Genomic DNA, 20,973 nt, shown 5'->3' on the forward strand with positions numbered 1-20,973 from the left:
GCGTCCATCACGTCGAAATGATTAAAGAAGGCAGGCTTCCGCTGTTGAAGCTTGACCTTCTTTTCATTTTGTCGCGCAAAGGAGCAAGCCATGGACGCAGTGATGGAAGTGGGGAATCGAGGGCTGCATGCCTTACTGCAGCTGTTATTGCATCCTTTTTACTATGTAGGCATCTTGTTTATCGTGCTGCAGTATCGCAGGCAAATTGCGCTGGAACGGAAACTGTTCTCAACCCGTCTTCATTCGCTGCTCTCCGAGACGTGGAGAACCGTGCTCTGGGGTCTCATTGGTGGCGTGTTCGCATCGGTCGTCATGGCTGCAGTTGGCGCCACGTTGGAGCCGAATGCGATCCTGGTTCTGTGGCTCATTTCCATGGTGCTGCTTTTGATCAAGGTACGGTTTTTATGTTGGGCTTATGCGGTCGGAGCGATCGGAATTTTACAGGCGGTAACCCTAGGCTTAGCACCGCTCGGCAATCATGCAGCGCTTTCATGGATTGCGGACGCCCTGCGGCATATCAGCATGCCTGCGCTGCTTGCTTTGGTGGCGGTGCTGCATTTGGTCGAAGCGATTTACGTCCGTAGGCAAGGGACCCGGTTTGGAACACCGATGTTTTATGAAAGCAAGCGTGGAAAGATTGTCGGGGGCTATCATCTGCAAGGGTTTTGGCCGGTGACCTTATTTTTGTTAGTTCCGCTGCAGGGGGCGGGCAATGCGCTGCCGTGGACGCCGCTGCTAGGAGGCGATCTGTGGCAAAGCGGCTGGACCATCATCGGCTTCCCGGTGATGATCGGTTTTGCGGAGATGACGATGTCGCGATTGCCAAGGGACAAGGTGAGGATCAGCTCCAACCTGCTATTGTTATATGCGGTTGCCCTGTTGGCGATGGCGTGGCTGGCGGCCTTATGGCCAATCTTCATTGTTCCCGCTTGCGTGCTGTGCATTTTGCTGCACGAAGCGATCATCTGGTACAGCCGCTGGGATGAAACGGCGCGAATCCCTTTCTTTGTTCATGGCAGCAAAGGGTTGAAAATATTAGGCATTTTGCCTGGCAGTGCCGCGGAAGAACTGGGGCTGCTTGTTGGCGAGACCGTTCATAAGGTGAACGGTGTTCCAGTGAGGTCGAAGCAGGAGCTTCATCAAGCCATGCAATCGAACTCGGCATTTTGCAAATTGGAAATTATCAATTTGGCGGGGGAGAGCAAATTCGTAAAACGGGCGATGTTTTCAGGTGAACACCACCAGCTTGGCATTATATTAGCACCCGATCAAGAGGCGCTCTATTATGCAAAGGCGGCCCAGCCCTCGATCTTTGCCTATCTTCGCTCGCGTGTGCAAGGAGTTCCGGGAAAGAAACCTTCGTCGAAATCGATGTAAATTAGAAGCCGCCGGCGCTGTGCGCCGGCGGCTTTCTTGTCATGTTAGCGAACGCTTGTAACAGGTTGCACAATTACGAGCTTTTTGGAGAGATTTTGACTAGCTGTTACTCGGTGTTGATCATCGTCAGCCTTTACTTTTTTGCTGAATTCGGAGCGGCTTCCCGCAGAACAACGATTTCGACGCGGCGGTTTTTTGCCCGGTTTTCCGCGCTGTTGTTTTCAACTACCGGCCTGGTGTCGGCATAGGAGGTCGAAATAAACTTCTTTGGATCGAGCTGCGCATTATATATAAGGTAGCGCAGAACGGACAGCGAGCGAGCTTGGGATAATCCCCAGTTGTCTTTGTAGGCGGATCCGGTAGACAGCGGAAGGTCATCGGTATGGCCTTCGATGCTGATCGTCGCATTCAGCGTTGGGATCAAGGCGGCGAACTGGTTAAGGATCGGATAAGCGCCTGCTTTTAAGTCCGCCTTTCCGAGATCGAACAGAAAGAGGTCGTTCAGCGTAACGGCTACGCCGCGGGGCGTATTCGCAGCCGATACTTGCGCCTGAAGATTATTTTGCTCGATGTACGTTTGAATTTTTTGCAGCAAATCTTCCAGCTGTTTCTCGCGCTTCTCCCATTCTTCTCTTTCTTTCGCTTCGTTCATGGCCTGCTGCACATTTTGGTCGGTATCGCCGCCCTTGGCCGGGTTGTTGGCCCCCATCACGCCAAGACCGTTTGGCATCATCGTGTCCGCTTTTTTGAACTCGAATGCAAGCGACTGCGCCAATATCTCATATTTGGATACGTCCACCTTGCTCATGGCGTACATGATAATGAAAAAAATCAATAGCAGCGTAATTAAGTCGGAGTATGTAATTAGCCAGCGCTCATGATTTTCGTGTGATTCCTTACGCTTTCTATTCCTCGCCATCGCCTTCACCTTCTTCGACATTTTTCTGCTCTTGATGGAAGAAGGAATTCAGTTTTTTCTTAATCAGCTGCGGGTTTTCACCTGCTTGCAGCGCGAGTATGCCTTCCAGCATAAGCTCCATCTCGGAAATTTGTTCTTTGCTTCGAATTTTGATTTTGTTTGCAATCGGCAAATAAATAACGTTGGCGGAAGCGACGCCGTATAGCGTTGCGGAGAACGCAACGGCAATGGCCGGACCGAGACTGCCGGGATCGGATAGATTGCCCAGCACGTGGATCAAGCCCATAACCGTACCGATAATACCCATCGTTGGCGCGTAGCCGCCGCCGGCCTCGAATATTTTAGCCCATCCATCATGGTGGTTTTCTTGCGCATCCATTTCAAGTTCCAAAATTTGACGCGTGAGCTCCGGGTCAGTGCCGTCGACGACCATCATCAAGCCGTCTCGCAAAAACTGATTCGGGTGCTCTTGCGCGCGCTGCTCGAGAGCGAGTACGCCTTCTCTGCGCGCAATCGTGGCCATATCGACGATTTCTTCGATGATGGCCGCAGGATCTCTTTTCGTTTCTTTAAATGCCATGGCGAGCGCTTTCGGGAGCTCTTTTAATCGCGACATAGGGAAGCTGACGATAACCGCCCCGAACGTACCGCCGAATACGATTAACGCAGCGCTGGGAATGAGCAGTGCGCTCATATGGCCGCCATCCCAAATATAGCCTCCAATTAAGGCGCCGAGACCTAATACAAGACCTAATACCGTAGTTAAATCCACTTTCGCTTCCACCCCTAGATTCACTATAATGAAATGCTGTCGCTTCTGTTGGTACGTTCGCCCCAATCCGCAATGCAAGGAAAAACAGGAAATGGGATTCGTTTGCAACAGAGTGAGAAAAAAGGTATAATATATGGGAACAAATATTCTTATGAGGTCGGAAAGCATTCGTTTGAACCACAGGTTCATGTTTCTAATCTTTCGAGAAAAGCTTCATTATTAGCCCGCGCAATGGTTTGCATCGAAGAGGCTGTGATAAAGGGCTTTTCTTATTTTAAGATCAGTTGAAAGCTTCAACCTATTAAGAAAATACGTTTATCGACAATCCGGTTGCTTTGCTGCCGCAGAACTTTCGTCGAACGAAGTCGAACGCTGCACAAATAACCATAACTATTTATCGGAAAAGCGCACACAAAAGTTTAGATAGAAAAGAAAACACTCTTATAGCGGATGGGTGATGAAATGAGCAATAGAAATGAAGTGATTTACAGCGACCGCAAGTTTGAGCTAATCTCCGACTACACCCCCCAGGGGGATCAGCCGGCGGCGATTTCCAGGCTTGTGGAAGGCGTACGTTCGGGGAAACGACATCAGACGCTCCTCGGAGCGACAGGAACGGGCAAGACGTTCACGGCGGCCCATGTGATTGCCCAGCTGAACAGACCGACGCTGTTGATCGCCCACAACAAGACGCTCGCGGCACAGCTTTGCAGCGAGCTTAAAGAATTTTTTCCGAACAATGCGGTGTCGTATTTCGTCAGTTATTACGATTATTATCAGCCGGAGGCGTATATCCCGTCTTCGGATACGTATATTGAGAAGGATTCCAGCATCAATGAGGAGATCGACAAGCTTCGCCACTCCGCGACAAGCTCTTTGTTCGAACGCAGAGACGTCATTATCGTCGCCAGCGTCTCTTGCATCTACGGCCTCGGTTCCCCGATGGAATACCGGGACTTGGTGTTATCGCTGCGGGTAGGCATGGAACGTTCGCGCAATGACATATTGCATAATCTGATCGATATCCAGTATCAACGCAACGATATGAATTTTGTCCGCGGCACGTTCCGCGTCAGAGGCGACGTCGTTGAGATTTTCCCCGCTTCGCGGGGGGAGCATGCGGTTCGCGTCGAGCTGTTCGGAGACGAAATCGAACGAATTACCGAGATCGATGTTCTAACCGGTGAAATCGTCGGGGAGAGGGATCATATCGCGATATTTCCGGCTTCCCACTTCGTTACGCACGAAGACACGATGAAGCGCGCACTTGTTAATATCGAGAGGGAGCTCGAAGAACGGCTCGCCGAGATGAAGGAACAAGGCAAGCTGCTCGAAGCACAGCGGTTGGAGCAGCGGACGAGATACGACATCGAGATGATGCAGGAGATGGGCTTTTGCTCAGGCATCGAGAACTACTCGGGACCGCTCACCTTCCGCGAACGCGGAGCGACACCTTATACACTGATGGATTATTTCCCGGACGATATGCTTATCCTTGTGGATGAGTCGCACGTTTCGCTGCCGCAAATTAGAGCGATGTACAACGGAGACCGGGCGCGCAAGGAAGTGCTCGTAGAACACGGCTTCCGGCTGCCGTCGGCGCTTGATAACCGTCCGCTGCGTTTCGAGGAGTTTGAGCAGAAAGTCAAGCAAATCGTTTATATTTCCGCAACGCCGGGACCTTACGAAATCGAGCATTGCCCTGAAATGGTCGAGCAGATCATTCGACCTACCGGATTGATCGATCCGGAGATCGAGGTTCGGCCGACCAAAGGGCAGATCGACGATCTGCTGGGGGAAATACAGGACCGGATCAAGAAAGACGAGCGCGTGCTCGTAACGACACTGACGAAGAAAATGTCCGAAGACTTGACCGATTATTTCAAAGAAATCGGCATTAAGGTGCGCTATTTGCATTCGGACATTAAGACGCTCGAACGGATGCAAATATTGCGTGACTTGCGCCTCGGCGTATTCCATGTGCTTGTCGGCATCAACCTGCTGCGCGAAGGCTTGGACTTGCCGGAGGTATCGCTTGTCGCGATATTGGACGCAGATAAGGAAGGTTTCCTTCGCGCGGAGCGTTCGCTGATTCAAACGATCGGACGTGCGGCGCGGAACGCTAACGGCCGCGTCATTATGTATGCGGACAAAGAGACCGATTCCATGGCCAAAGCGATTCAGGAGACGTACCGGCGCCGTGCGATTCAGATGGCCTATAATGAAAAGCATGGCATAACGCCGCAGACCATACAGAAGAAAGTAAGAGACGTCATTGAGGCGACGAAGGTTGCCGAATCGAAGGCGGACTATTTAACCGAAGTAAAACAAGCGAAGATGTCCAAGAAGGACCGCATGTCGCTGATCGAACGGTTGGAGCAGGAAATGAAGGAAGCAGCCAAAAACCTGCAGTTTGAACGCGCCGCTGAGCTTCGCGATGCGGTTATGGAGCTGAAGGCCGAGCTGTAACGAAGGGAAGGTTGGGTGGAAAGTGACCAGGGATAACATCGTAATTAAAGGCGCGCGGGCGCATAATTTAAAAAATATTGACGTTACCATCCCGCGCGACAAGTTCGTCGTATTGACGGGGCTCAGCGGCTCAGGCAAATCGTCGCTCGCGTTCGATACGATTTATGCCGAGGGGCAAAGAAGATACGTCGAGTCATTGTCCGCGTATGCGCGGCAATTTCTCGGTCAAATGGACAAGCCGGATGTCGACTCGATCGACGGGCTCTCGCCGGCGATTTCCATCGATCAAAAAACGACAAGCCGCAACCCGCGTTCTACCGTCGGTACGGTTACGGAAATATACGATTACTTGCGTCTGCTATTTGCGAGAATCGGACGGCCGCACTGTCCTGAGCATAAAATCGAAATTACTTCGCAAACGGTTGAACAAATGGTCGACCGGATCATGGAGTATCCGGAGCGAACGCGTCTGCAAATATTGGCACCGATTGTTTCCGGCCGGAAAGGCGAACATACCAAGCTGTTCGCCGACATCCAAAAGCAAGGCTTTGTGCGCGTTCGCATTAACGGAGAGATCCGTGAGCTGTCGGAGCCGATCGAGTTGGATAAGAACAAGAAGCACAGCATCGAAGTCGTCGTCGACCGGATCGTAGTGAAATCTGACGTGCAAACCCGGCTTGCCGATTCACTGGAAACCGCCCTTAAGATGGCGGACGGTCGTGTAATCGTCGATGTAATGGAGAAGGAAGAACTGCTGTTCAGCCAAAATCTGGCTTGTCCCGAATGCGGCTTCAGCATGGAGGAACTGGCGCCACGGATGTTTTCTTTTAACAGTCCGTTCGGCGCTTGTCCGGATTGCGACGGCTTGGGATTGAAAATGATCGTCGATCCGGAGCTGTTGGTACCGAATTCGAAGCTCTCGATTGATGAGGGAGCGTTCGAAGCTTGGGCTGGAAGCACATCGAATTATTATCCGCAATTTCTGGCCGCCGTGTGCGAGCATTATGGGATCCCGCAAAACAAGCCGGTATCCGAGCTGACGAAAGATCAGATGCAGAAGCTGCTTTACGGCACGGGCGGGGAGAAGGTCCGATTCAAATATGAGAACGATTTTGGGCATCGGAAGGAAGCAATGGTCGCCTTCGAGGGCATCGTGAACAACTTGGAGCGCCGTTATCGCGATACGTTCTCCGAAGGGATTCGGGAGCACATCCAAACTTATATGAGCGCCAAACCTTGCTCCAAATGTAAAGGGCAACGCTTGAAGCCGGAAACGCTCGCCGTCACGATCAACGCCACAAATATTGCGCATGTGACATCCCTCTCAATCGGTGAGGCCCAGGCATGGTCCGAAGCGCTCGCTTTGACCGATCGAGAATTGCAAATCGCCCAACTCATTCTTAAAGAAATCAAGGCGCGGCTTGGCTTTCTGGTCAACGTCGGCCTGGATTATTTGACGCTTCATCGCGCGGCAGGTACATTATCCGGCGGCGAAGCGCAGCGGATCAGACTCGCCACGCAAATTGGATCGAGCTTGATGGGAGTGCTCTACATCTTGGATGAGCCGAGCATCGGGCTGCACCAGCGCGATAACGATCGTTTGATCAAGACGCTCGAGCATATGCGCGATCTCGGGAATACGTTGATTGTCGTAGAGCATGATGAAGATACGATGATGGCTGCCGATTATATTATCGATATCGGGCCGGGGGCCGGGATTCACGGCGGGCAAGTCGTAGCCCAAGGAACGCCGGAGCAAATTATGCAGAATGATAATTCGTTGACCGGCTTGTACTTAAGCGGCAAGCGGTTTATTCCGATTGCGGCCGAACGCCGGAAGCCGAACGGCAAATGGCTGGAGATCAAAGGGGCCAAAGAAAATAATCTAAAAGGGGTCAACGTTAAAATTCCGCTGGGCGTATTTAGCAGCGTGACGGGAGTATCGGGCTCAGGGAAAAGTACGCTGATCAACGAAATTCTGTTTAAGACGTTGGCGAAAGAATTGAATGGAGCGAAAGTACGCCCGGGCGAGTACAAGGAATTTAAAGGGCTGGAACATGTCGATAAGGTGATCGATATCGATCAGTCGCCGATCGGAAGAACGCCACGCTCCAATCCGGCAACGTATACCGGCGTATTCGATGATATTCGCGATGTGTACTCGGCCACGAACGAAGCGAAAGTGCGCGGATACAAGAAGGGACGCTTCAGCTTTAACGTCAAGGGCGGGCGATGCGAAGCGTGCCGTGGCGATGGTATTATTAAGATCGAGATGCACTTCCTTCCGGATGTATACGTTCCTTGCGAAGTTTGCAAAGGGAAGCGGTATAACCGGGAAACGCTGGAGGTCAAATATAAAGGAAAGAGCATCGCCGATTTGCTGGAAATGACGATCGAGGATGCATGCGAATTTTTCAAAAATGTCCCTAGAATTCATCGTAAACTGCAGACGCTGCTTGACGTAGGCTTAGGCTATATGAATCTCGGACAGCCTGCTACGACGCTATCCGGCGGCGAAGCGCAGCGTGTAAAGCTGGCAGCAGAACTTTACCGAAGAAGTACGGGCAAAACCATCTATATTCTCGATGAACCGACGACCGGACTGCACATCGACGATATCGACCGGCTGCTCAAAATATTGCACCGACTTGTAGAGAACGGCGATACCGTCCTCGTCATTGAACATAACCTGGACGTGATCAAAACGGCCGACTACATTATCGACTTAGGGCCGGAGGGCGGCAACCGGGGCGGTACGATCGTTGCTACCGGAACGCCGGAGGACGTGATAAAGGTAGAGGGTTCCTATACGGGCAAGTATTTAAAACCGGTCTTGGAGCGGGATCGCGCCCGATCCGAGGATTACAACCGAAGATTGAAGGACATGAACGAAGCTGTAGTGTAGTGATCGAATTTGCAGGAGCGCCTGTCGGGTAAGGCCGAGGGCGCTTTGGCATGCCGGGAGACGGATGGTCACGGCGAAGTTATAAATATTAGAAGAAATGGACATGGTATAAGATGAGTTTGGGTTCCATACCCGACGACATAAAGTTGACAAAGTTGTTACAGCTAAGGCAAACCGCTTGCACTTCCAGGCCAGTCAAGCTAAGATAGAAATTAAGCATTTCTGTATACAGAAGGAGGTCTCTCCATGTTTTTGGCTGAAGGGGCAGCAACAACGGCCAGTACGTTCTCCGGATTTGATCCGTTCGTCATTTTGTTCACCATCGTGCTCGTGATCGGTGTCGTTCGACTGCTTGCCGTACCGAAGAAAAACCCATTTGCGATCGGCTTTGGATTGGTTAGTTTGGCAGTATTCTTGACCATGGACGTTGTTATGGTGCTTGGCTGGATGGGAAGACTGTAGTACACATTAAGTTCGATTAAGAGAATAACCAAAATGAAGGTCCCGGGCAAATGCGCACACGCTTGTCCGGGGCTTTTTTTAAGAGTAAAGAACGATAAATGGTACAAGCCGGTATACATAAAAAAACAAAGCACCTCTTACTATACTTTCTCCAAGTATACGAGAGGTGCTTATTTCATTTTAAATCAGCCTCATGGTGTCTGATCTTTAGGCAGAGATCCCTGGAGAAAGCCTAGCGGTCTAACTTGCGATAAGGTGCTGCTACACCCACCACATTTCTCCAAGCGGTTCTTTAATTAGAATCTGCTGCAAGTTTTGAACGGCTTTCGTGAAGCCTTCTTCTACGGACATCAAACCGTCTTCGTGCTCGATGCTGACGACGTAGTCGTATCCGACCAAACGAAGGGCGCTAATAATATCGGCCCAAGTCTTCAGATCATGGCCGTAGCCGACGGTACGGAACTGCCAGGCACGATCCAACATGTTGGTGTACGGCTGCATATCCGTAACCCCGTAACGGTTGACGTTGATCGGATCGATTGTCGTGTCTTTGGCGTGGAAGTGATGAATCGCGCCTGCACGGCCGAGAATTTGTACCGCCTGCACGGGATCGATGCCTTGCCACCACATATGGCTCGGATCGAGATTGGCCCCGATAGCCTCTCCGGCAGCTTCACGAAGACGCAAGAGCGTTGCAGGCGTATGAACGGAGAAACCGCCATGGAGCTCAAGCCCGATTTTGATGCCGCGGTCGGAAGCATATTTACCGGTCTCCGTCCAATACGGAATCACTTTATTCGTCCATTGCCAGTCGAGTATTTCCTGGAAGTCTGGCGGCCAAGGAGCGACAGGCCAGTTCGGGTACTTCGCATCGTCGGAGTCTCCGGGACAACCGGAAAACGTATTGATTACAGGTACTTCCAGCTTTTGCGCAAGATCGATCGTTTTCAGGATAAGGCTTTGATCCGCTTGTGAGATCGTTTTTTGCGGGTGAAGCGGGTTGGCATGGCAGCTTAAAGCGCTAATCGTCAAACCGCGGGATTGGACGGCCTGTTTGAATGCTTTCAGTTTGCTTTCATCGCCAAGGAGTACATCCGGATTGCAATGCGCATTGCCCGGGTAACCGCCGGTACCGATTTCTACGGCTTCCAAACCTTTGGATGCGATAAAGTCGAGAGCTTCTTCCAAAGACTTTTGCCCAAACAATACGGTAAATACGCCTAACTTCATGTAAAGCACCTCCATTAGTAATAGAAAGGATGTACGCGTGTTCAATCCACAATACCAACCCAAATTATAACATTAAGTTCCATGCATCTCAAAGTGTGAGTTTCGGACAACTCTCGACAGCTCGAGCGGAACAAGACAAAGGTCAATTAAAAAAATTGTCTTCGACAAGCGGCATCGACAGTGTTCCTGTTTCTTTGCAGAGCGCATCCGATACAATGAGATTGGAAGGACAACAAACTTTTTAAAGAGAGGGCGGATCGGATGATCGTTAAAGACACCCAAATCGTTGAAACCGTATCAGGCAGCTGGCTTCGCTTCCCAAACAGCTTTAAAAAGTTTCATTGCCTCGTTGAGCTGCCAGGTCAGTTGATGCTCAACATCAATGCCAAGTCGGGCAATGTGCAGGTACACAAGAAGGACAGCAATAACATTTACCAAAACATAGGGGAGCTATTCATCTCAACGACCGGGATCGATATACATTGTTCGATCGCACAATCGATGGCAAAAGACGAAGTTGAACAGCAGATGGTCAAACAGTCGGACGCCTCGTAAAAAAGCAAAAAGCAGCAGCCCGCTTGAGTACGGGAATGCTGCTTTTCCTAATTCATTAAAAAGGCCAATGGACAAGCCCTTTGTATATCTTCACGACCGTATCCTCGCTGCCGCCGTACACAATGACCGCCGCTGTAACGAATAGCTGCGTCAAAAGGCAGCGACCGTAAAAATACGAGCGGGATACTTTCTTCTTGTTCACCGTCGTGCGTCCCAGCAAGTTTTCCAACGCAAGCAAAACTCCGTGATAAACGCCCCACAGCACATAAAGCCAAGAGAACCCGTGCCACAAGCCGATCAGCACCATAATGAGGACGGACAAGCCTGCGGCGGTCCACTTCGTCGGCGTTTGACGGGAGAAGAAGATGAAGATATGGTCGCGAAACCAATCCCCAAGCGTGGCATGCCAATTCCGCCAGTATTGAGTGAGCGTTGGTGACATGAACGGCTTTTTAAAGTTTTCCGGAATATTGTAGCCCATCAGCCGCCCGAAACCGACGGCGATATCCGAATAACCCGAGAAATCAAAAAAGATGAGTGCATAAAACCAGATCATTAAAAATAAAGATTCGTGCGTATGCAGCTCGCCTTGAGTAAAATGGTTGAATACGTCGGTCATCCAGGTGACGAGCACGATTTTTTTAAACATGCCGAGAATGATGCGTTTGATGCTTTGTTCCGTTTGAGCCGCGTCGATGCGATAAGGCTGCTTCGTATCGGCCATAAAATCGCGAAATTTCAAGATCGGGCCGGAAGTAAACGTCGGAATGAACAAAATATAGTTAAAATAATCGAGAACGGGTGCACGGGCGTCTTTGCCGAAAAAGTATGCAAAATACAGTGCATCGATCACTTTCAGCACGTTGTAAATGAGACCGAGCACCATAACGGCGTCAAACAGCGGGTGAGTGAACACCTCCATGCCGAAAAGGCGAAGCGTCGACACTCCCGCGACATTAAGAAAGATCAGCCCGATAAACCAGCTTTTACGGAAACGTTTCGAATAGCACAGCAGCAGGAAGGCCAAATAATTGAGAGCCGTATAGGCCAAATAGAAAGCGAACAGCTTCTTGCTGAACAACAGCAGGAAGCACAGGTTGAACGCGAGCAGCAAAACGCGCTTATTTGCAGGCCACCAGCGGGTGCATGCCAGCACAATGGCCATGCCGGATATCGCCATCACCGCGTTCATGTTTAAATACCACATGCGTGACTACCTCCAAGCCGGAACCGGACAATGCCAAGACCCATCGACGCCGGCCGCAATCGTGCAACGGAAGTGCTTGATGCGGCACAGGCAGGCCTCCAGCCATTAAAAGCCTTCATATATAAACAAACCTTTGCCGGTAAAATAAATGAGCACCATGATGAGCATGGCGAGATAAACGATTACTTCGAAGGCTTTGCGAGCGAAGCAAGCCATGCGTCCACCTCCTTCGTAAACACGGGAGCACCTTCTTGTCGGCTCAAATGAACGAGATCGTGAAAATATTTTGGGTCGTACGACGAGAGCAGATCAAGTATGGGAACGCCAGCCGTTGCAAGCCTGCGGTTCACTTCTTCTCGCAGACCTGGCATGTAAGGAGGCAGCTGATAACCGCGGTTCCATGGCATCCAAATTACCCGCAGCTGAAGCTGATGTGCTTTGCAGTAATCGATGATCCAAGACAACGCGTTGAGATTATCCTTGTAATCCGGCTGCGACATCCAGCCGAATCGTTGGTCATAGTCGGCCCACTTTTTACGAAGCTCGTCATCCGGCTTTTGGCCGAAGTACAATTCTTTATCGATCCAACGCGGCTGATAGGCAATCAGCTCGGACGGATTCATTTCAACCGTACCTTTATAGAGCTGCTTTACGAGTTCCGTACCCGAATCGCGGAAATAGTCCCGATAAGTGTATACATAAGGCTGATACCACGGCTTGAACCACTGATAAGTCGGGTCCGTTTCAAGGCTGTCGATCATCGTATGCACGTCAATGCCGACGACAAGCTGCCTTTCCACCTGAAATCGCGCCTGCTCCAGGATTGCCTTCAAGTCCGTCAGCTTCCCGTACGACAAACCCATCTCGATCAGCTTCGATTTCGATTGCTCTTCGATATAAGCGCCGGTGACCGCGGAATTGCCGAAAAAGACCGGTCCGTGATCCAGCCACTGATGATGGAACAACGTTTTGGTGAAGTCGTTTTTATAAAAACGCCGCGACGTAACCATCGGATCCCAGTAACCGATGATCCAATCCGACAGCAGGAAGGCGGCAAGCAGAAGCAGGACAAAGCCGTTTTTCCTTATAAAAGCAATCATAAGTTTGTAAACCACACTTTATGGATAAATTAGAGGCTGGCCACGAAAGGCCAGTCTAGCGCTATAGGTCGGTTTCCATCAAGGTGTCGAACGTCTACAGCGATTTTTGCTGCCAGGCATGATACTGCTCGCGGAAGGCGGCAGGCCACGCTGCTTCATCCAGTCCGTACTGCGACAGAAAGGCGAAAGCCCAACGTTCGATTCCAAAGCCAACGCAGCCCGTAACGGCATTTCGTTTGCCCATTTTGATGTTGAATGCATTGCCGAACGTATTGCTGTGGAAGTTGACGGAGCTGCAGGCGATCGACTTGTTGATTCGCGGAATCGTCAAGCGAAGCTCGTACTTCATCTCCTGATTGCGCTGGAATGAAGCTTTTACCTGGAAGTCGTTGGTGAAAAACGGATCGTTGGCGATTTCCAGCATGCTGTCCACGTTCCACTCCACGGCGAGCTCTTTCAAATATTCGATGGCTTGCAGGCGATGCTCTTTTACAAAATCGGGCTTACCGACAAATATGATTTCTCGCATGCTGAAATCAAGCAGTCGACCGAAGTCCGTGTGATTGCGCGATTCAAAGCGATGGCACTTCGAAATCGCCGTCACGATGCGGCCTTCGCCTTCCAGCGTTTCATTTTGCAGCCCTTCGTAGCAGTGATAACAAGTCGAAGGGTTCATCGTGAACTTCGGCTTTGGCATGGTCCGGTTCAAATCGAGCGGCTGGCCTTCCTCTTTCCAGCCACCGGCATCGCGAATCGATTGGGAGAAAGATTCAATGATGTCGAGATCCTCGCGCAAGTGCGTCAAAAAGTGAATATGTTCCGGAAACGAAGTAAAATGATTCGTTTTATTCAGCGTATCGGCATGAATGACCGCCGGGTAATGCTCTTCCGTCACACCGGCGAAACGGCCTGCTACTTTGGTGACGAAACTGTAATCGAGAAAACGCATTAAGCTTGAGAACGGCTCACGGAAAATAAACAGACCGGGTTCCAGCACCTTAATGATCTTACGTTCCGTCAGTTCGGCAATAATGTCGCCTTCGTACGGCGTGTCCACACGATGTTCGAATAAAATATTTTCCTTAAAACCGAAATCGCCTTGGGAGAACCGCTCGATCAAACGGCGCACGCGGTCCTCAATCACCTCGTTTCCCTTCGAAGACTGGTGCACGATACGGATTTGGTTCGATTCCAGCGTGATGTCCTGAATCGTTTCGTCGATAAATGCGGCCGCATATTTAAGCTGGCCATGCTGGCTCGGGGCGAGGCCCTCCAATGATACGATGCATTCCATGGTACTACCTCGCCTTCTTATTGTGAATGAATTGCGCGATTTCGCGGACGGTGTTGAGCGGATACAGCATCAAATCTTGATTGGTCACTTGAATGCCGTATGTTTTCTCAATGTGTGCGATCAAAGCAGTAGCGCCGATTGAATCAACATATCCGTAATCGAATAAGTGAACATCCGGCGTAAATTCATCATCGTCTTCCTCGATTTCGTACCGGTTCTTAATGTGAGCTTCCAGCTCTTCCAGCAGCTCTTGCATAAGTAAGCCTCCTTGATTTTGAAAAAAATGAGATATGCCGAAACATGGGAGCGGGACGGGCGCCGGGCTGCAAAAAGCCTGGCGGAACCGTCCGCGCGTTGATCCATGTAGTTATGTTTAACCGACCTACTTTAAGCTAGCGGAAGCCTTAAGGCGAGATGCGGACCGTGACGGTCACCGGCTCGCCAAAATGCGTTACGGTATAAGTTTGTTTCGCTTCGTCACGATCAACGGTCAGCGCTTCGCCTTCAATGGAGAGCGACTGCTCGCTCTTCAGTTGTATTTGCTGCATGCCTGGCGCGTCTAACGTCAAAGTCCACTGCGCTCCGGACTTTTGCAGCACATACGGCACGTTGGAACGTGTAATGTGAAGCTTTGCTTCGGCAGCCGCGGCACGGTCCGGGCTTGCGAACCGGACGGATGTTTCGCCCTGTGCTCCGAAGTACAGCCGGTTTTCGCGGATGTCGCGCACCTCGGCGGCAGTCACCGGTTGTTTGTCCGCATAAGGCTGACCCGGCTCTACGACAAGCCCGATCGTTCCTTTATATTCCGCAGCTTGAGCGGGAACGCCCGATGTGTTCGGCTTCACATGAAAGCTGGGTTCTACCGTCAGTCCGACGGCTTTCTTCAGACGGTCAGCGACGGCTTCGTACCAAGGACGATACAGATCGACGCGAGTCGTTAGCGTGTTCATGTAGCTTCTAGCCATTTGCGGCTCAGTTATGAAGTTATAGCTGTACTCATTGCGCAGCTTGTCCAAGTACCGAACAAATTCAAGAAGCGGCTGCGTATTCGCCGGAAAATGATATTCGATATGCTCGAAATAATCGATTGGCATATCTTGGGCTACATAAGCTTCGAACAAATCTTCCGTCGAATAACGCGGATCGGTACGAAGCACCGGCGCGGGCGTAGACAGGAGCATCGGACGTTTCATGTCCGGAAGCCCGGAGCCGTCCGTCATCAGGAAAGGCAATCCCCAGTTGTACTCGATGCCAAGACGGGGCTCGTGCCGAATGTCGGCCGGCTTGAAGCCGAAATTGAACCATATGTCGGCTTCCCTTTCATTGCGCAGCGTCTGGGCACGGTCCGGGTTATTGATGCGCCACGTATGCTGATTTGTGCCTGGCATGAGCCAAGGGATGCCGAGCGTATCGAACGCCTTGCGGTGCAGAGCGATCTCCTGTTTTTCCTGGGCATCGCTCGTAAAGTTATGAACGAACAAATGCGGGTACAGTTCCAGCTTATGGGCTTTCGTATATTCGATAAATTCGGTCAGCTGACTTTTATATGGAAAACCAGGATCGTCGACGGTCGTCGGAATGCCGAATTCCAGCTGTCCGACGATCAGATCGTCTTTGCCGTCGCCGTTCAGGTCGGCCCATAACGGGACCGCATTATGCCCGCCGACAAGCGCATGGCTTCCCAGCTGGTTGACGCTCGCGGCTTCGATCAATCCGGCGTCTCGCCAAGTGATTCCGCTGTTTGCACCGGCTTGCTGCAAGTATATGCGCAGATCGCCTTCCTGGCTGCCGACGACAAGGTCGGCCTTGCCATCGCCGTCCATATCGCGGATGGACGGCGCCGCAAACTTCGCGGGCAGCTGCGCGGCCGCCGCGCCTTTGCCGAAGGCGAGCGCGCCGGAGGCGCTCCGCTCGCCATGGTACACCGTCACCTTGCCGGCGGCATCCCCGACCACGAGGTCGGGAATGCCGACCCCGGTGACGTCGCCTACCGCCGCAGCGATTGGCGCAGCGCCGCGAATCGGCTGCCCGTCCGCGAGCAGCTGGACGGGCGCCGTGAACGTGCCGCCGGCTTCGCCGTAGGCGACGGCGAGCGTGCCGTCCGGCCGGCCAACGATCAGATCGGGCCGGCCGTCGGCATTCAGATCGTACGCCGCTACGCTGGCGTACGGGCCTGGTGCGAGCGTAGCCCCGCTCGAGAGCCGCACAGGCTCCCGCTTGCCGAAGGCTGCGGGAGCAGGCACGCCCGCCGGAAGCTGCTGCCCGGCATAGGCCGACGCGGCCGCGCCGCCAGCGCCGCGGTACACATAGATCTGTCCGTCGCCCGAGCCGACGATCAGATCGGGCTTGCCGTCGCCGTCCAGATCGGCCAGCGCCGGATAAGCCCGATACGGCACCGTGATCGGTTCGCCGAGCGACTTGTACTCGGGGTAATTCGCCAGACGAATCGGCCCATCCTCGCTCATAAGCCGCGTGCCGCTGGAGTAAAACGAATTCGGCGTTTCCCCGGCGAACGCCGGTTTCGCATTCGTGCCCGTGTTCAAATGCACGGCCACCGATTCCTGCCATCGTCCCCACGTGAATGACGAGCGGACGAGCGAGAATGAAGGGATTTGCTTGTGCTTTTTCAGCAGCTCAGCCCACTGGATGCCTTCGCCGTCGCGAATCGCCTCGAGCGCCTCAAAATGATTTTGGTGCGCCATGGCCGGACGGCCGTATGGACCGAGCACTTTTTTTACGCTGTAGCCGAACGTTTCTTTTGCGACGAAGGCGGCATATTCGGAGCGGAACAAAGCGCTGCCCGCTGCGAACGTAAAATGGAAGTAAGGCTGGACCGGCAATTGATTCCGGTCAAAATACAGTGCGCCGGGAACCGGCTCGGTCGCCGTATTGAGTTCCGCCGCCAGTTTTTCAAAGCCAAGTTTCGGGTCCATCCCGCTGGCCAAATCGTAACCGGTCAAGTAGTACCGGTTGGGCAGCAGCGTACCGCTGAAAAATACGGTGCCTTCGCCGATCCGATTGAGCGTATACAGCGAAACGCCGTTCATGGAAGCGATCGTCGTGGCTGTGGAAGGAACGATTCCTTTGCCCCAGGAAAACTGGGCGAGCGTATTGTCCGTATCGTGCCGGAAATACGTGTCGGCAAACTGCTTCAGCAGCTTCTGCAGCCCTTGCAGGTTATAATCCACTTCCGGGTACAGCATCGGGCCGGTATCGTCCAGTTCGCCGCCGGGTTTCAAATTCCGCGTCGGAGGTAGTACGTCGACGACTTGCTTGGCCCCGAGAAAGTCGGGAGGAAACGTATCGGCGAAACGATTTTCAAGGAACAAATGTCCGCCCTTGGCGACATAATCCTGCAGCAGCTTTCGCTGCGCATCGGTCATGCTTTCATGCAGGGACGGGTCCAAATAAACCGTGTCGTACGATTGCAGCTTTCGCCCGCTTATGCTGTTCAAGCTCGCACGCTCCAGATCAAGGTTCGCGACAAGTGACTGGCTGAGATGGCCGAATGCTGCAGGATCGTAAGCATCGCCATCCGTAGCGTACAGCATGCGGACCGTCAGCTCTTTTTTTGCTGTAAACAGAAAAACCGCAAGAGCCGCGGCAAGCACGCAAAGCACCGTTAGAACGGCCTTGCTTTTCATTTTTTTCATTCAAAAATTCCCTCAATTGCCGCATGGTTACACTACTTTGCCATTATATCACGGATGGCGGGCTTTGTTAACTTGTGTCGAGCCGGCTCGGATTGTGCGGTGATGCGATGATCAATGAGTCTTCCCCTGACTAACATCGGCCGGTTTCTTCTATATCTATAGTTGCTTAATTGTTCAATGCTTGATGCCTTTTACGCGATTTAGAAGAGCTTTTACCAAATTTGCTATAAAAGGAGCAAACACATCGTAAAAATACCCGGAGTACTATGGCGATTTTTTCAAAATCTTACCGCCTCTCTGCCTTCTGGGCTGCATGGTTTACAAGTCTCATTTCTGGTACACTATGAAAGATGTACTGTTTTTAAGCCCTCTTTCCGGGTATCCTATGAAACTTAGCCATTGTGGAGGAACGATAATACTATGCGCGAAAACAACATTCGCAAATCGGATATAGAGCTGCTTGCTCCGGCGGGCGATTGGGACTGTATGCGGGCGGCGGTCGCCAATGGGGCGGACGCGATCTTTTTTGGCGTGGAAAAATTCAATGCGCGCGCCCGTGCGAACAATTTTCAGATGGACGAGCTGCCGGATATTATGTCCTTCTTGCATCGATATGGAGTAAAAGGGTTTTTAACATTCAATATTTTAGTGTTTGAAGAGGAACTGGAAGAAGCGCGCATTTTGATCGATGCTTGTATCGACGCCGGTGTGGATGCGGTCATCGTCCAGGATCTTGGGCTCGTGAAGCTGATTCGCGAAATATCGCCGGACTTTCCGATTCACGGCTCCACGCAAATGACGATCACCTCTCCGGAGGCGGTGGAGTTTACGAAGCCGTTCGATATTGAGCGGGTCGTGCTCGGCCGTGAAAATAATCTCAAACAAATCAAACAAATCGGCGACCAAGCGAAGCTTCCGATGGAAGTTTTCGTGCATGGCGCGCTCTGCGTTTCATATTCCGGTCAATGCTTGACTTCGGAAATGTGGGGAGGCCGTTCGGCGAACCGCGGGGAGTGTGCGCAGGCATGCCGTTTGCCGTACGATTTGATGGTGGACGGAGAACAGAAGCCGATGGGAGATGTGGCGTATTTGCTGTCGCCCAAAGATCTTGCGGCGCTGGAACTGGTGCCGGAGCTGATTGAGGCGGGCGTGACTTCCTTTAAAATCGAAGGACGGCTCAAAAGCCCGGAATATGTCGCCAATGTCGTGGGCAAATACCGCAGCGCCATCGACCGTTACTTTGATGGGCAGGACGTGAGGCCGACCAAGGAAGAACTGCGGGAGCTGGAGCAAAGCTTTTCGCGCGGTTTTTCTTACGGTTTCTTGAAAGGGACGAACAACAAGCAGTTGGTTGACGGCACCTTTCCAAAGAGCCGCGGCGTTTATCTCGGGCGCGTCAAGCAAGTGCTGCGGGACGCGGTGCTCTGCGAGCTGGAAGCTCCGCTCAAGCGGGGCGACGGGATTGTATTCGATGCCGGCGATCCGACGAAAAAAGAGGAAGGAGGCCGCGTTTACGATTTGCGCCGGAAAGGTGCGAAGCTGGAGGGCGAGGCACCGGGCGGACTGGTGGAAATTGTGCCAGGACGTCAGGACGTGAATCTGGGACGCGTTCATGTAGGGGACCGGATATGGAAGACGAACGACCCGCATTTGGACAAGCGGCTGCGGCAAACGTTCGAAACCGATAAGCCGTACCGCGTTTTTCCGGTTCAAGTGAAGGTAACCGGAACCGTTGGCCAACCGCTGAAAAGCGTTTGGACGGATGTGGAAGCGGAACACTCCGTGACGGTGGAGTCGGAGTTGTCTTTGGTGCCTGCAGAGAAGCGCCCGATGGACGCCGCGCTGTTCGAAGAACAGTTCGGCCGGCTTGGCGGGACGATTTTTGAACTGGCCTCGGTCGACGTTCATTTGAACGGCGACCTGATTGTGCCGATGCGCGAGCTGAACCAAATGCGCCGGACCGCGGCGGAACTGCTCGCGGCGAACCGGGAACGGCCGCGCGCCTACGTGAAGCGCAGCGTTGACGTGTACGGCGACACGCCGGCGCGTGCGGCTGAGCCTGCCGCTCCGGCAGGCGGACAGGCTCGCTCGCGGCTGACGGCGCTATGCCGCAGCTTGGAGCAAGTACAGGCGGCCTGCTCGATGAACGTCGAACTCGTCTACGCCGACTTCGAGTTCATCAAGCAGTTCCCCGCCGCCGTCGAGGCCGCCCATGCAGCGGGCAAGCGGATCGCGCTGGCGACGCCGCGCATTCATATGCCCGGCGAAACGGGCTATTTCCGAAACATCCTGAACCTGGGGCCGGACGCCGTCTTGCTTCGCAACACCGGCGCCGTCTACTGGTTCATGCGCTATCTTGCCGAGCACCCAGAGGCGGCTCGGCCGGAACTGATCGGCGACTTTTCGCTGAATGTCGCCAACCATAAGACGGCGGCACTGTTTCTGGAAGCGGGTCTTACCCGCGTAACGCCGTCGTATGATTTAAACATCCAGCAGATGGTCGATCTGCTGCGCCGTTCAGACGCCGCGAAGCTCGAGGTCGTGATCCATCAGCATATGCCGATGTTCCACACCGAGCACTGCGTCTACTGTACGTTCCTTAGTGAAGGAACGGACTATACGAACTGCGGCCGCCCGTGCGAGGAGCACAGCGCTTCGCTGCAGGACCGTATCGGCTTCTCACACCCGGTTCGGGTGGATGAGGGCTGCCGCAACACGGTGTACAACGCGATCGACCAATCCGGCGCCGAGTATTTGGCCAATTTCATGGAGCTTGGCGTATCGACATATCGCGTCGAGTTTCTCGAGGAAACGCCGGATAAAGTGCGAGAGGTGCTCTCTTTGTATGAGCGCGCCTTGAAAGGCGAGATCAACGGCACCCATGTGTGGAAATCGTTGAAGGCGACGAATCAGTTGGGTGTTACGCGTGGTCAATTGGTGAAGTGATTTTGCAGTGGGACTTCCCTCCTGTCTTTAGCGAGACGGAGGGAGTTTTTTTATGCGGGCCAGAAGGCAGTTTTCATAGAAATT

The 20,973-nt window shown here is 52.6% G+C and carries 14 protein-coding genes; 6 read left to right on the forward strand and 8 right to left on the reverse strand.

The features are described 5' to 3' along the window. Nucleotides 1-90 precede the first annotated feature (90 nt). Nucleotides 91-1,377, forward strand: coding sequence for a PDZ domain-containing protein (locus ACFQI7_RS29810; RefSeq protein WP_218102486.1), 1,287 nt, complete (start codon nucleotides 91-93; stop codon nucleotides 1,375-1,377). 133 nt (nucleotides 1,378-1,510) lie between these two features. Here ACFQI7_RS29810 and ACFQI7_RS29815 read toward each other — a convergent pair whose 3' ends face one another. After that, complete coding sequence (locus ACFQI7_RS29815; protein WP_218102485.1) at nucleotides 1,511-2,296, reverse strand: flagellar motor protein MotB; 786 nt, start codon at nucleotides 2,294-2,296, stop codon at nucleotides 1,511-1,513. Continuing rightward, the gene (locus ACFQI7_RS29820; protein ID WP_218102484.1) at nucleotides 2,283-3,068 is read right to left on the reverse strand and encodes a flagellar motor protein; all 786 of its coding nucleotides are present in this window, start codon (nucleotides 3,066-3,068) and stop codon (nucleotides 2,283-2,285) included. Before ACFQI7_RS29820 ends, ACFQI7_RS29815 begins: the two co-directional genes overlap by 14 nt. A 462-nt stretch (nucleotides 3,069-3,530) precedes the next feature. Between ACFQI7_RS29820 and uvrB the strand changes: the two genes are divergently transcribed. The 3 genes from uvrB (at nucleotide 3,531) to ACFQI7_RS29835 (ending at nucleotide 8,904) form a co-directional block, all read left to right on the forward strand. Further along, nucleotides 3,531-5,537, forward strand: coding sequence for an excinuclease ABC subunit UvrB (gene uvrB / locus ACFQI7_RS29825; protein ID WP_218102483.1), 2,007 nt, complete (start codon nucleotides 3,531-3,533; stop codon nucleotides 5,535-5,537). Between the two features lie 22 nt (nucleotides 5,538-5,559). Continuing rightward, nucleotides 5,560-8,442, forward strand: a complete 2,883-nt coding sequence (uvrA, locus tag ACFQI7_RS29830; RefSeq protein ID WP_218102482.1) for an excinuclease ABC subunit UvrA — start codon at nucleotides 5,560-5,562, stop codon at nucleotides 8,440-8,442. 246 nt (nucleotides 8,443-8,688) lie between these two features. Next, nucleotides 8,689-8,904 carry a hypothetical protein gene (locus ACFQI7_RS29835; RefSeq protein ID WP_218102481.1) on the forward strand — a complete coding sequence of 72 codons (216 nt, stop codon included), beginning with the start codon at nucleotides 8,689-8,691 and terminating at the stop codon, nucleotides 8,902-8,904. A 261-nt stretch (nucleotides 8,905-9,165) separates the two neighbouring features. On the opposite strand, the gene ACFQI7_RS29840 is transcribed toward ACFQI7_RS29835, so the two are convergent. Next, complete coding sequence (locus tag ACFQI7_RS29840; protein WP_218102480.1) at nucleotides 9,166-10,134, reverse strand: sugar phosphate isomerase/epimerase family protein; 969 nt, start codon at nucleotides 10,132-10,134, stop codon at nucleotides 9,166-9,168. Between the two features lie 261 nt (nucleotides 10,135-10,395). On the opposite strand from ACFQI7_RS29840, the gene ACFQI7_RS29845 reads away from it, so the two are divergent. Continuing rightward, nucleotides 10,396-10,689, forward strand: a complete 294-nt coding sequence (locus tag ACFQI7_RS29845) for a hypothetical protein (protein ID WP_230415600.1) — start codon at nucleotides 10,396-10,398, stop codon at nucleotides 10,687-10,689. Between the two features lie 55 nt (nucleotides 10,690-10,744). Here ACFQI7_RS29845 and ACFQI7_RS29850 read toward each other — a convergent pair whose 3' ends face one another. The 5 genes from ACFQI7_RS29850 to ACFQI7_RS29870 all read right to left on the reverse strand — a co-directional run bounded on the left by ACFQI7_RS29850 (nucleotide 10,745) and on the right by ACFQI7_RS29870 (nucleotide 17,943). Continuing rightward, a complete protein-coding gene (locus ACFQI7_RS29850) occupies nucleotides 10,745-11,896 on the reverse strand; it encodes an MBOAT family O-acyltransferase (RefSeq protein WP_218102479.1) in 1,152 nt (383 codons plus the stop codon). A 182-nt stretch (nucleotides 11,897-12,078) separates the two neighbouring features. After that, complete coding sequence (locus ACFQI7_RS29855) at nucleotides 12,079-12,996, reverse strand: hypothetical protein (protein WP_218102478.1); 918 nt, start codon at nucleotides 12,994-12,996, stop codon at nucleotides 12,079-12,081. 94 nt (nucleotides 12,997-13,090) lie between these two features. Continuing rightward, the gene (locus ACFQI7_RS29860) at nucleotides 13,091-14,290 is read right to left on the reverse strand and encodes a class-II aminoacyl-tRNA synthetase family protein (RefSeq protein WP_218102477.1); all 1,200 of its coding nucleotides are present in this window, start codon (nucleotides 14,288-14,290) and stop codon (nucleotides 13,091-13,093) included. A 4-nt stretch (nucleotides 14,291-14,294) separates the two neighbouring features. After that, nucleotides 14,295-14,546 carry an acyl carrier protein gene (locus ACFQI7_RS29865; RefSeq protein ID WP_218102476.1) on the reverse strand — a complete coding sequence of 84 codons (252 nt, stop codon included), beginning with the start codon at nucleotides 14,544-14,546 and terminating at the stop codon, nucleotides 14,295-14,297. A gap of 148 nt (nucleotides 14,547-14,694) precedes the next feature. Continuing rightward, nucleotides 14,695-17,943, reverse strand: coding sequence for an FG-GAP repeat domain-containing protein (locus ACFQI7_RS29870; RefSeq protein WP_218102475.1), 3,249 nt, complete (start codon nucleotides 17,941-17,943; stop codon nucleotides 14,695-14,697). 420 nt (nucleotides 17,944-18,363) lie between these two features. Between ACFQI7_RS29870 and ACFQI7_RS29875 the strand changes: the two genes are divergently transcribed. Further along, nucleotides 18,364-20,889 carry a U32 family peptidase gene (locus ACFQI7_RS29875; RefSeq protein WP_218102474.1) on the forward strand — a complete coding sequence of 842 codons (2,526 nt, stop codon included), beginning with the start codon at nucleotides 18,364-18,366 and terminating at the stop codon, nucleotides 20,887-20,889. The last annotated feature ends 84 nt before the right edge of the window (nucleotides 20,890-20,973 follow it).

Source organism: Paenibacillus allorhizosphaerae, from assembly GCF_042659105.1.
Classification (GTDB): domain Bacteria; phylum Bacillota; class Bacilli; order Paenibacillales; family NBRC-103111; genus Paenibacillus_G; species Paenibacillus_G allorhizosphaerae.

Bases quoted from the DNA above. Each gene is read 5' to 3' on its own strand.
- ACFQI7_RS29810 (WP_218102486.1), top strand. From the start codon at position 91: ATGGACGCAGTGATGGAAGTGGGGAATCGAGGGCTGCATGCCTTACTG.
- ACFQI7_RS29815 (WP_218102485.1), bottom strand. From the start codon at position 2,296: ATGGCGAGGAATAGAAAGCGTAAGGAATCACACGAAAATCATGAGCGC.
- uvrB (WP_218102483.1), top strand. From the start codon at position 3,531: ATGAGCAATAGAAATGAAGTGATTTACAGCGACCGCAAGTTTGAGCTA.
- ACFQI7_RS29835 (WP_218102481.1), top strand. From the start codon at position 8,689: ATGTTTTTGGCTGAAGGGGCAGCAACAACGGCCAGTACGTTCTCCGGA.
- ACFQI7_RS29840 (WP_218102480.1), bottom strand. From the start codon at position 10,134: ATGAAGTTAGGCGTATTTACCGTATTGTTTGGGCAAAAGTCTTTGGAA.
- ACFQI7_RS29845 (WP_230415600.1), top strand. From the start codon at position 10,396: ATGATCGTTAAAGACACCCAAATCGTTGAAACCGTATCAGGCAGCTGG.
- ACFQI7_RS29850 (WP_218102479.1), bottom strand. From the start codon at position 11,896: ATGTGGTATTTAAACATGAACGCGGTGATGGCGATATCCGGCATGGCC.
- ACFQI7_RS29855 (WP_218102478.1), bottom strand. From the start codon at position 12,996: ATGATTGCTTTTATAAGGAAAAACGGCTTTGTCCTGCTTCTGCTTGCC.
- ACFQI7_RS29860 (WP_218102477.1), bottom strand. From the start codon at position 14,290: ATGGAATGCATCGTATCATTGGAGGGCCTCGCCCCGAGCCAGCATGGC.
- ACFQI7_RS29865 (WP_218102476.1), bottom strand. From the start codon at position 14,546: ATGCAAGAGCTGCTGGAAGAGCTGGAAGCTCACATTAAGAACCGGTAC.
- ACFQI7_RS29870 (WP_218102475.1), bottom strand. From the start codon at position 17,943: ATGAAAAAAATGAAAAGCAAGGCCGTTCTAACGGTGCTTTGCGTGCTT.
- ACFQI7_RS29875 (WP_218102474.1), top strand. From the start codon at position 18,364: ATGCGCGAAAACAACATTCGCAAATCGGATATAGAGCTGCTTGCTCCG.